Here is a 10,887-nt window from a genome sequence, read left to right on the forward strand (position 1 = left end):
TGCTTCTTCTAAGTACGGCTGATTATAGATGGCAAATAAAAAGAATATTGTAATTAAAGTTAAATATCCCAAATATGGAAAAAAGGTGGAAGACCACGGCTCTGGGTCCGGGATGATAACAGAATGGAATTATAAGCGAATATGGCTAGCTATCAGCTTTGTCCTGATGATTATAATAGCTTTATTCATTTTTATGCATAGGGGGGAGCCCAAGAAAGATGCCGATAATCTGGCCGATTCTTCCGCAACTGTTTCGATCAGACCTGATACAAAAACGGCACCTGTAAACGGGGTGATGCCTGGAAAGGAAGCTGCGCGGAGAATTAAGGAAACTCAGGAAGAATTGCCGATAGCAAGTGGAGACTCAATAGATATTAATGATACTAGAATACCCGTTAAACCAAAAGCAGCAGAAGAAAAGGATACATCAATTACAGATATTAAAATTGAGGAGATTAGTAAAAAACAGGCAGGTATAATTAATGAAAATAAGGTTATTAAGAGTACCGGGACTGCTATAGCCAATAAGAATGTAGCTAGAGCATTATTAACTTATAAAATTAATAATAAGGAACCGGTAGGTGAAATAACCACCACTGTAAAAGTGAGAAGAACTCAAGTTACACCGGTTTATTATTTTACGGAATTAATAAAGATGAAAGGTGATAAGGTTTATCATCAGTGGTTTCGTAATGGTAAACTTGTGTTCAGCCAGGTATTGATTATAGCGGCGGACAGATGGCGAGCTTCAAGTCATAAGTTACTAACTTATAAAGATAGGGGTAATTGGGCGGTAAAGCTGGTTAATGCCAGGAAGCAACTGTTAAATAAAAAAGACTTTAGGGTTATTTTAATTAAATAACAGCCGGCGCACTGACTCAAAAAAGCCATATATTAATATTTGATTATATTAATATCAGATTATAGTAATAACTAGCACTATATTGAATTATGATAATATATAAATAAGAGCTTTTAATTGTTGAGCAGTAGAATGACCGAGTATCAAAATCTTTCCGAAAATGAATTGCAGGCTGTCATTGAAAATGCAGAAAAGGCGTTAAAAAACAAACAGGCAAACAAGCGTAAGGAAGTGATAGCGCAGATTAAGGAATTAGCAGCATCAATTAACGTTACGGTTGAAATTTACGAAACTGATAAAAGATCGGCGCGAAAAGGGGTAAAGGTTCCTGTTAAATACCGTCATCCTGAAGACCCTGAGAAAACCTGGACTGGTCGGGGAGTTACGCCGAATTGGATGAAAATCCTGTTAAAGGCAGGCCATGATCGCTCAGAGTTTGAAGTATAGAGAAATGAGCGAACATTAGGAGTTTTTAAATTATGGTTCTTAATCTATAAAACGTTTTGTTAGATCTCCGTATTCTTCAATCCTGCGATCACGCAGATAAGGCCAAATTTGCCTGACCCGCTCAGTTCCTGAGCGTTCAATAGCGCATGCCAGCAGCTTTGTCTCCGATTCATCGGCATTAGTGAGTATTTCTCCCTGCGGTCCCGTTATAAAACTATTACCCCAGAAGTTAATACCTGTTTCTGAGTCCGGCGCTTTTTCAAAACCGACGCGATTACAGGAAATAACCGGCAGTCCATTGGCGACTGCATGAGAACGCTGAATAGTAGACCAGGCATCCAGTTGGCGGTTTTGCTCTTGAGCGGTATCTTGCAAATCCCAGCCGATGGCGGTAGGGTAAATTAATACTTCTGCTCCCGCTAAAGCCATTAATCTTGCAGCTTCAGGGAACCACTGATCCCAACAAACCAAAACGCCTAATTTACCGATAGAAGTTGTTATGGGCTTAAAACCCGTATCACCGGGAGTGAAATAATATTTTTCATAAAAACCCGGATCATCCGGTATATGCATTTTTCTATATGTGCCGGCCATACTGCCATCCTTGTCAAAAACAACGGCGGTATTATGATAAAGTCCGGCCGTTCTTTTTTCGAAGATGCTCGAGACAATAACAATGGCGAGCTTTCTAGCCACTGTTGAGAGAATTTCAGTGCTCGGTCCGGGAATGGTTTGAGCGAGATTAAAGTTATCAGGATCTTCGCTTTGACAAAAATACGGACCTAAATGCAGTTCAGGCAATACCACCAGATCCGCATTTGCAGCAGCAGCCTCATGAATTTTTGCAACAGACAATTCAAGATTTGTCTGTTGGTCTGCATTACAAGGCTGTTGAACCGCGCTGATGATTAAGGTTGATTTCATGACCGGATACAGTGAACCTTATCTTAAAAATTGGGCTTAGCTATCGTCTGTAGTGAGCTTATGTTAACTTTAACAACGATTGATCCGGCTGGATTAATAGAGCAATTGGCTGTAATAGGGATTATTTGTTTTTTGCCGGCAAATTTGTTAGTTTTCGCAGGAATAAGTTCAGTCAATGTTGTTAGTATTAAGCTTTGCCAAGGCCGCCTTGGCTAGAGCGCTTAATGCTGCGCCGTCTTGTTGAAAATAAGCAATGATGTCCTTGCGCATTCTGGGATCCCAGGATCGTAATATATGTTTTTTTACGCCTTCCGCTGCAAGCTCTTTGTCGCTTTCAGCATTAAAGAAATCACTAATATCATTAGCCATTTTGATCAGTCTTTGAATTTTCATCGCTAGCGTTGTTTCCCGGTTAGATTATATAATTAGTATGAATCAATCGGTGTGAATGAGTGTAAATTACATGCTGATCATCCCGGGCAAAACCGATCAGAGTAAGTCCTGCTTCATTAGCCAGCCTTATAGCTAAACCGGTTGGCGCGGAAATCGCCGTCAACATCGTAATGCCAACCGAGGCAGCTTTTTGAACCATCTCATAACTGGCCCGGCTGGTAACAATAACAAAACCGGAGGTCAAGTCCTTGCCGGTACGCAATAACAAGCCAATTAATTTATCCAGCGCATTATGGCGTCCTACATCTTCGCGTATATCAACAATTCCCTGCCCTGGCATTGCCCAGGCGGCACCGTGGACTGATCCCGTTAATTGATTGAGTTTCTGGCGCTTTTTGATTTCGTTTAAGGCAGAAAGCAGTTCGGTCACAGGCAGCACCAATTTCCCATGCACAGGATTAGGTTGGCGAATCGCCTGCTGTAAAGTGCTGGCGCCACATAAACCACAACCAGTGCGGCCGGTTAAATTACGTCCCTTATTAGCCAGATATTGCAGACTTTGTTCGGTAATCTGCAAATGCACTTCTATGCCGTTTGAGCGATTGTAAACTCGCGTGGATAATAACTCTTTCGGGCTTTTAATAATGCCTTCGGTAATACTGAAACCTAACGCAAATTCTTCAAGATTGGTAGGCGTTGCCAACATGACTACATGCGGCACGCCGTTATAAATTAAAGAAACCGGCACTTCTTCAGCAATATAATCCTCTTGCACGTAAAGCTGACTGCCTCGCCAGCATTCAACATTATGCTGTTGATAACTGGGCCATCCAAGCTCGAGCGACAATGGTTGCATCGCTGCATTGGCGTTATCTGTCATTCACGCCTTGTGCCAAGAGCTCCAGTTGATCCTCTGAAAATGCATGATAGTTTTCCTGCCATTCAGAAGGATGGCTGACTTTGGCCACTTGTACGGCCGTTACTTTATATTCAGGACAATTGGTTGCCCAATCCGAGTTATCTGTGGTAATGACATTGGCGCCTGATTCCGGAAAATGAAAAGTGGTATAAACGACCCCAGGCTGAACACGTTCACTAATCAGAACGCGCAGCACTGTTTCACCTGCGCGGCTTTTAATGCCGGCCCAATCATTATTTTTTAAGCCTCTGTCTTCGGCATCATGAGGATGAATTTCCAGCCGATCTTCGGTATGCCAGACATTATTTTCAGTACGCCGTGTTTGGGCGCCAACATTATATTGCGACAAAATCCTGCCCGTAGTCAGAATCAGCGGGAATTTACGGGTAATGCGTTCTGCCGTTGCTACATAATCGGTTAGCATAAATAGCCCCTTGCCGTTACCTCTCATAAATCTATGTTCATGCATGACCGGCGTTCCTTGCTGCGCCTCCTCATTACAAGGCCACTGTATACTGCCGAGTTGGTCAATTTTTTGATAACTGATACCGGCAAAAGTCGGGGTAAGCCGGGCGATTTCATCCATAATTTCTGATGGATGACTGTAATTCATCGGATAGCCCATGGCATTTGACAGCATTTGCGTGATTTCCCAATCCTGATAACCGGCCTTCGGAGACATGACTTTCCGTACGGGTGAGATACGGCGCTCGGCATTGGTAAAGGTTCCGTTTTTTTCTAAAAAGGATGAGCCAGGGAAAAACACATGCGCAAATTTAGCCGTTTCATTGAGAAACAAGTCCTGTACAATAATGCACTCCATTGCCCGTAGAGCTGCATGTACATGCTGAATGTCCGGATCGGACTGGGCAATATCTTCACCTTCCACATAAAGCCCCATAAAAGTCTTGTCCATGGCCGCATCGAACATATTTGGAATACGTAAGCCGGGTTCCTGACTCAAGGGAGCGTGCCATGCACTTTCGAACAGTTTATGAGTTTCAATATCAGAGACATGGCGATAACCCGGATATTCATGAGGAAAGGAACCCATATCACATGAACCCTGCACATTATTTTGTCCGCGCAAGGGATTTACGCCGGCCCCCTCGTGACCTAGATTACCGGTCGCCATTGCCAGGTTGGCAATGCCGATCACCATGGTTGAGCCTTGACTGTGCTCAGTTACACCCAAACCATAATAAATAGCCGCATTGTCAGCATTGGCATATAGCCTTGCTGCTGCTCGGACCTCCCTTGCAGGGACGCCTGTTATGGCTTCCGTGGCCTCGGGTGAATTATGTTCCTGGGCAATAAAGGTTTTCCATTTGGTAAACGATTCAATTTCACAACGTTCACTAATAAAAGCTTCGTCCAGTAAATTTTCTGTTACTACGACGTGGCCCAAGGCATTAATCAAAGCGACATTGGTGCTGGGGCGTAATTTAAGATGATATTCGGCTTGTACATGCGGCGTTCTGACCAGGTCAATTTCCCGCGGATCAACAACAATCAGTTTCGCGCCCTGGCGTAACCGTTTTTTCAGTTGCGATCCAAACACCGGGTGCCCGTCAGTTGGGTTGACACCAATGATTAAAACCACGTCGGCTTTCATGACCGAATCAAAATCCTGTGTTCCTGAGGACTCACCGAAGGTTTGTTTTAGTCCATAACCTGTGGGTGAGTGGCAAACCCGGGCGCAGGTATCTACATTATTATTACCAAAACCGGCACGTATGAGTTTTTGCACCAGATAGGTTTCTTCGTTGGTGCAGCGTGAAGAAGTAATACCACCTATGGAATCTTTGCCGTATTTTGCCTGAATGCGTTTTAATTCGGACGCGGCATAATTAATAGCTTCTTCCCAGCTGACTTCCTGCCACTTGTCCTTGATGCTGGCGCGGATCATGGGTTTAAGTATGCGGTCCTTATGCGTGGCATATCCAAATGCAAAACGGCCTTTTACACAGGAATGACCGTGGTTGGCTTTTCCATCTTTATTAGGCACCATACGAATGACTTGTTCGCCTTTCATTTCCGCTCTAAATGAACAGCCAACGCCGCAATAGGCGCAGGTTGTTATAATCGCATGTTCCGGTTGGCCATGATTAATAACAGATTTTTCCATTAAGGTTGCCGTTGGGCAGGCTTGTACGCAAGCGCCGCAGGAAACACATTCAGAGTCCAGGAAAGGCTGATTCTGGCTGGGCGATACTTTGGAATCAAAACCGCGACCGTCAATGGTTAAGGCAAAGGTTCCTTGAGTTTCTTCGCAAGCCCTGACGCAGCGTGAACAAACAATACACTTGCTGGGATCAAAACTAAAATAGGGATTGCTTTGATCCTTCGCTGCCTGGAGATGATTTTTTCCTTGAGGGTTATAGCGCACTTCGCGCAGACCTACCGCCCCTGCCATATCCTGCAGTTCACAGTCACCATTGGCTGAACAAGTCAGGCAGTCCAAAGGATGGTCGGAAATATAAAGCTCCATAACGCCGCGGCGCACATCAGCTAAACGCTTGTTTTGCGTGACGACTTTTAAGCCTTCTGAGACTGGCGTTGTGCAGGAAGCGGGCATGCCGCGTCCGCCTTCAATCTGGACAACGCAAAGCCTGCAGGAGCCGAAAGGTTCAAGACTGTCAGTTGCGCATAATCTGGGAATGTCAATGCCGATACTGGCGGCCGCACGCATTATTGAGGTGCCCGCAGGCGCTTTTACCTGAAAGCCATCAATCTCAAGGGTAACTAACTGGTCAGTGGGACTGACAGGGGTGCCGAAGTCTTTTTCTTTAGTGATAGACATTTTAATTTCCTCTAGATCATTATCAGGCCGCGTTCGCTTTATCACTTACCCCGAAATCTTCCGGAAAATGATTCATCGCGCTCAGCACTGGGTAGGGAGTCATGCCCCCCAATGCACAAAGAGAGCCGTTAAGTAAGGTGTCACAAAGATCGCGCAACAAGTTGATGTTTTTACTAATTTCGCGGCCGTTAATAATATCGTCTATAACTTCATAGCCGCGGGTAGAGCCAATTCTGCAAGGCGTGCATTTACCGCAAGATTCTATAGCGCAAAATTCCATGCTGTAACGCGCCATTTCAGCCATATCGACCGAGTCATCAAAAACCACAATCCCGCCGTGGCCCAGTACTGCCCAGATGCCGGCAAAGGCTTCATAATCCACGAGAGTATCAAATTGTGACTCAGGCAGATAAGCACCCAGAGGTCCGCCTACTTGCACTGCCCGGATTGGTCTGCCTGTGGCCGATCCGCCGCCAAAATCATATAACAGTTCACGCAGTGTTATTCCAAAAGCTAACTCAACCAGGCCGGGATATTTAATATTACCGGCTAATTGTAGCGGCAAGGTGCCGCGGGAGCGTCCCACGCCGAAATCGCGATAATAATCGCCGCCTTTGTCTAGAATAACCGGCACAGATGCGAGGGAAATAACATTGTTGATTACAGTAGGTTTACCGAATAAGCCTTTAATAGCGGGCAGAGGCGGCTTAAAGCGAACCAGGCCGCGTTTGCCTTCCAGGCTTTCCATTAATGAAGTTTCTTCTCCGCAAATATATGCGCCGGCACCTAAGCGAACCTCAAGATCAAATTTTTTGCCGCTTCCCTGAATATTATCACCCAGATAACCGGCCTGATAAGCTTTTTCGATAGCAGTGTTCAGGACCGTATAGGCATGAGGGTATTCGACGCGTAAATAGATGTAGCCTTGCGTTGCGCCGACTGCGAGTCCCGCTATAGTCATGCCTTCTATTAATACAAAAGGATCGCCTTCCATTGCCATACGGTCAGAGAATGTGCCCGAATCGCCTTCATCGGCGTTACAGACAATGTATTTTTGCTCAGCCGGGGTATTCAGCACAGTGTTCCATTTAATCCCGGTTGGAAAGGCCGCGCCGCCGCGTCCACGCAAACCCGAGTCGGTTACTTGTTTGACGATATCCTGCGGGGTCATGCTTAAGGCATTTGCCAGGCCGCGATAACCCTCGTTAATAATATAATCATCAAGGCTGACAGGATCGGTTTTCCCAATACGGGCAAAAGTCAGGCGTTGCTGCTTTTTCAAATAATCAAGGTCGTCGATTAAACCTAACGCCAGAGGGTGGAACTCACCCTGGAGAAAAGCCCCATCAAACAATCCCCGCACATCGCTGACCTGAACCGGGCCATATCCAAAGCGTCCCTTGCTGGTAGCCACTTCAACCAATGGTTCCAGCCAAAACAGTCCTCTGGAGCCGTTGCGGATCAGTTGAATAGCAATGCCGCGCTTTTCTGCTTCCTGCGCGATTGCGGCAGCAACCCGGTCAGCGCCCAGTGAAATAGCGCTGGAATCACATGGAACATAAATAGTCGTACTCATGAAAGTTCTCTTAATTCATTGATGGCGTTATCAAATAGCTCGGGTGATACGCGTCCATAAATTTCTCTATCAATTTGCATTGCCGGGGAACAGGCGCAGTTGCCCAGGCAGTACACCGGCTCAAGAGAGAATTTGCCATCCGGTGTTGTTTCATGAAAACCAATAGCTAATTTGCTTTTTACATGATTTTGTAATTGTTTGCTGCCTCTGGATTGGCAAGATTCTGCGCGACACAGATGAATAGTGTGTTGACCGGGTGGAGTCTTCCGGAAATAATGATAAAAGCTGATGACGCCATGCACTTCAGCGCGGGAAAGATTAAGTGCTTTTGCAATAGGTGGAATACTATCCTCAGGTATGTAACCCAGAGCATCTTGCACGCCATGCAGAATAGGTAAAAGCGCCCCAGGTTTATCCTTAAGAGCATTGATTATTTCTTGCACGGTTGATTGCATTATACCGGTTTCTGTCATGTTTATCTCACTGTAACAACTCTATATTTTTAAAACAACAATCATTCCTTAGACGTTATGTAATTAAATATATCGATAGCATAGCATAAGACTTTTAGGTGTAAAAGACTCTAAAAGTCTTATGCTGACCTCGTGCTATGACCTTCTATATCTATAATAATTCAAAGTCGATGCTTCATTAGTTCCAATAAAATTTTTAGTAATCCAGTCCAGAACATCAATCCAAATCGGATGAATCCACATTATCCGCAACACCTGATACCTAAAAACATAGTAGTCGACGTGATTATTAGCAGCTCAAGCCGAATTGGAGGAAATCTCTACTTTATAGGCAAGCGGCCTGATGAGTCATTGTTATTTTACAAAACAGTTTTTTTCAGCATATTGTTCTGCTTCTTTAAGCCGCTTTGTTAAATCTTTGGATTGGGAAGGATCGCGAAAAACTCCGCCGCTCTCCCCGGGGGTGCTGCGTAAATAAGTAAATGTTTTTGCAGCTTCATATTCTTTAAAAGTCAATTTTTCAGCAATTTTGTCGATTTTACAACCACAGGCGTATTGGGTGATATAGGTTAGGCCGCCATGCTGGGCAACGCAGTTTAACACATATTCAACGCGGTCCCGCGTAGGGTAGTCGCTGACAAACGGCGCTGCTTCAGCAGGCGCTTGTTCGGCTGGTTTTTCCGGTGCAGTTGAACAGCCTGTAAGGGTTAAAATTGAAGCAAAGCCGATAAGAAATAGCTTATATCTGTTATTCATTGATGATTCTCTTAATTGCCGTAAATTAGATGGAGAGAAGTTATGCTCAACAAATGGAGCATGGGGTAACTCGGGTCATCAGCGCGGGAAGCCATTATGAGGCAATGCTGGTGGTACAGTTCGTAAGCTTCCAGCGGTTGCAGTAAAGTTTCAATCAGCCACAGATTAATAACCATCGGCATTGCATATATAAGCATTTTTACAATTCTATCCGGCGGTGCTGTTGAAGATGATAAAACTTTACCCCTACACTGGAAAGCGATACTAAACCAGGCTGTTTCAGGCAAAGTGGGCAACCCTTACTTGCTCCAACCAGCCAGATCGGGAATTAAAACATCAGGTCCGAGAGGGCATTCGGGTTCGCCTATAATCCAGCAGCGTCCCGGACCATCTCTACCTTTTTGCAACGGCGAAAGTAAAGCCCGACCAATAAACGATGAAGCAACGGCTGGTATGGGCGCAGGCCGGGGGTGAGCCTCTATCTGGTCATTAATGATTTCGCCGGCTCTATTTGCCGGTAGGTCAACAATGTCTTGGTAAGTGGCTTGCTTAATCGCTAAATTAGACATAATTTATTGCTATTTAAAGCGCAAACTTGCTCAATGTTTTAAATATTATTCATTTTAACTGAAAACCAATTCAGCCTGTATATATTGTAACTAAACCTGTCATTATTCCTTATACCTGCATGAGCCTGACACAGCTTATGCTGAAATTCTTGTCAATATAACTTTATGTCCAGGTTTGCAATAGTCAATAGGCTTCATGATTGCTTCATCTAAATATCTTTCAGTTGATAGCTGAGGAGGGCTAAAGCTTAGCATTATGAGCACTCAAACAAAAGTAACCGGGGTTGTTTTGGCAGGCGGACTGGCCCGGCGCATGAGTTATCAGGATAAAGGCTTGATTAATTACCGAGGCCGCGCCTTGGTAAGTTATGCCATAGCCGCCTTAGCTAGCATTGCCGATCAAGTGATAATAACTGCCAATCGTAACCTTGAACAATATCAGCAATTTGCCGTACCGGTTATTGCCGATTTAACCTGTAGTTTTGACGGGCCGTTGGCCGGCCTCTTAACGGCCATGGTTCATGCAGATACGGATATACTTGTTGTTATGCCTTGCGATTCGCCATTAATTAAAGCTGAACATTTGCACAAGTTATTGGCCGTACGTGCAGAAAATAATGCTGATATTGCCGTCGCCTTTGACGGCAAAAGATTACATCCTGTTTTTTTAGCAATAAAAACCACGCTGCAGCGGAGTTTGCAGGATTACCTGGCTAGCGGACAGCGTAAAATGGATTTCTGGATACAGCAACAGAAAATGGTGAAAGCGGATTTCAGTAACGAGCCGGAAATATTTACTAATATTAATACCATGGTTGACTTATCAATACTGGAGGCCAAAAAGGGAGTATAAGATGCAGTTTAAACAGAATTTTCATCAAGCTGCATGCAATTCATGAGCACAATCTTCGGTTCTTAATCGATTAATGAAAGTCAGTTTAATGTTGAACAAAATTTCAGCAAGAAGTAAATAAGACAAATAAGACGAAGATAATATTTCAAATTAAAAATTGGTCTAAAAAGTCAATACAGAGTAATAAACTCTAAGAAGCTGTTTGGAAATTCATCTTTTCGCCCATAAGGTATCAATTTTGATTATGAAATAAATAGTATGAGCACAAAAAACGGAAAAAACGTTACCCGAGTAATTTGAGTGAGGGGGCAT

General features: G+C 44.3%; 11 protein-coding genes. 3 read left to right on the forward strand and 8 right to left on the reverse strand.

Annotated features, from left to right (window positions below):
• Positions 1–28 precede the first annotated feature (28 nt).
• Both HUX64_RS13125 and HUX64_RS13130 read left to right on the forward strand, forming a co-directional pair.
• Positions 29–862 carry a DUF2914 domain-containing protein gene (locus tag HUX64_RS13125; RefSeq protein ID WP_174626676.1) on the forward strand — a complete coding sequence of 278 codons (834 nt, stop codon included), beginning with the start codon at positions 29–31 and terminating at the stop codon, positions 860–862.
• Positions 863–994: 132 nt separating this feature from the next.
• Entirely contained in the window at positions 995–1,309 is a 315-nt protein-coding gene (locus HUX64_RS13130; RefSeq protein ID WP_174626677.1) for an H-NS histone family protein, read from the forward strand.
• Between the two features lie 39 nt (positions 1,310–1,348).
• Here HUX64_RS13130 and HUX64_RS13135 read toward each other — a convergent pair whose 3' ends face one another.
• The 8 genes from HUX64_RS13135 to HUX64_RS13170 all read right to left on the reverse strand — a co-directional run bounded on the left by HUX64_RS13135 (position 1,349) and on the right by HUX64_RS13170 (position 9,722).
• Positions 1,349–2,233, reverse strand: coding sequence for a carbon-nitrogen hydrolase (locus HUX64_RS13135; protein WP_174626678.1), 885 nt, complete (start codon positions 2,231–2,233; stop codon positions 1,349–1,351).
• Between the two features lie 168 nt (positions 2,234–2,401).
• Complete coding sequence (locus HUX64_RS13140) at positions 2,402–2,626, reverse strand: formate dehydrogenase subunit delta (protein ID WP_174626679.1); 225 nt, start codon at positions 2,624–2,626, stop codon at positions 2,402–2,404.
• Positions 2,627–2,645: 19 nt separating this feature from the next.
• Positions 2,646–3,506 carry a formate dehydrogenase accessory sulfurtransferase FdhD gene (gene fdhD / locus HUX64_RS13145; RefSeq protein ID WP_246247017.1) on the reverse strand — a complete coding sequence of 287 codons (861 nt, stop codon included), beginning with the start codon at positions 3,504–3,506 and terminating at the stop codon, positions 2,646–2,648.
• A complete protein-coding gene (gene fdhF, locus HUX64_RS13150) occupies positions 3,496–6,348 on the reverse strand; it encodes a formate dehydrogenase subunit alpha (protein WP_174626680.1) in 2,853 nt (950 codons plus the stop codon). Before fdhF ends, fdhD begins: the two co-directional genes overlap by 11 nt.
• Before the next feature lie 22 nt (positions 6,349–6,370).
• Entirely contained in the window at positions 6,371–7,924 is a 1,554-nt protein-coding gene (locus HUX64_RS13155; protein WP_174626681.1) for a formate dehydrogenase beta subunit, read from the reverse strand.
• Entirely contained in the window at positions 7,921–8,397 is a 477-nt protein-coding gene (locus tag HUX64_RS13160) for a formate dehydrogenase subunit gamma (protein ID WP_174626682.1), read from the reverse strand. The genes HUX64_RS13155 and HUX64_RS13160 overlap by 4 nt, the downstream gene beginning before the upstream one ends.
• Before the next feature lie 354 nt (positions 8,398–8,751).
• Positions 8,752–9,153, reverse strand: a complete 402-nt coding sequence (locus tag HUX64_RS13165) for a hypothetical protein (RefSeq protein WP_174626683.1) — start codon at positions 9,151–9,153, stop codon at positions 8,752–8,754.
• A 299-nt stretch (positions 9,154–9,452) separates the two neighbouring features.
• Positions 9,453–9,722 carry a hypothetical protein gene (locus HUX64_RS13170; protein ID WP_174626684.1) on the reverse strand — a complete coding sequence of 90 codons (270 nt, stop codon included), beginning with the start codon at positions 9,720–9,722 and terminating at the stop codon, positions 9,453–9,455.
• 256 nt (positions 9,723–9,978) lie between these two features.
• On the opposite strand from HUX64_RS13170, the gene mobA reads away from it, so the two are divergent.
• On the forward strand, positions 9,979–10,575 hold the full coding sequence (mobA, locus tag HUX64_RS13175; protein ID WP_174626685.1) for a molybdenum cofactor guanylyltransferase MobA: 597 nt from the start codon (positions 9,979–9,981) through the stop codon (positions 10,573–10,575).
• Positions 10,576–10,887 lie beyond the last annotated feature (312 nt).

This window comes from Candidatus Methylobacter favarea (assembly GCF_902806695.1).
GTDB classification, from domain to species: Bacteria; Pseudomonadota; Gammaproteobacteria; order Methylococcales; family Methylomonadaceae; genus Methylobacter_B; species Methylobacter_B favarea.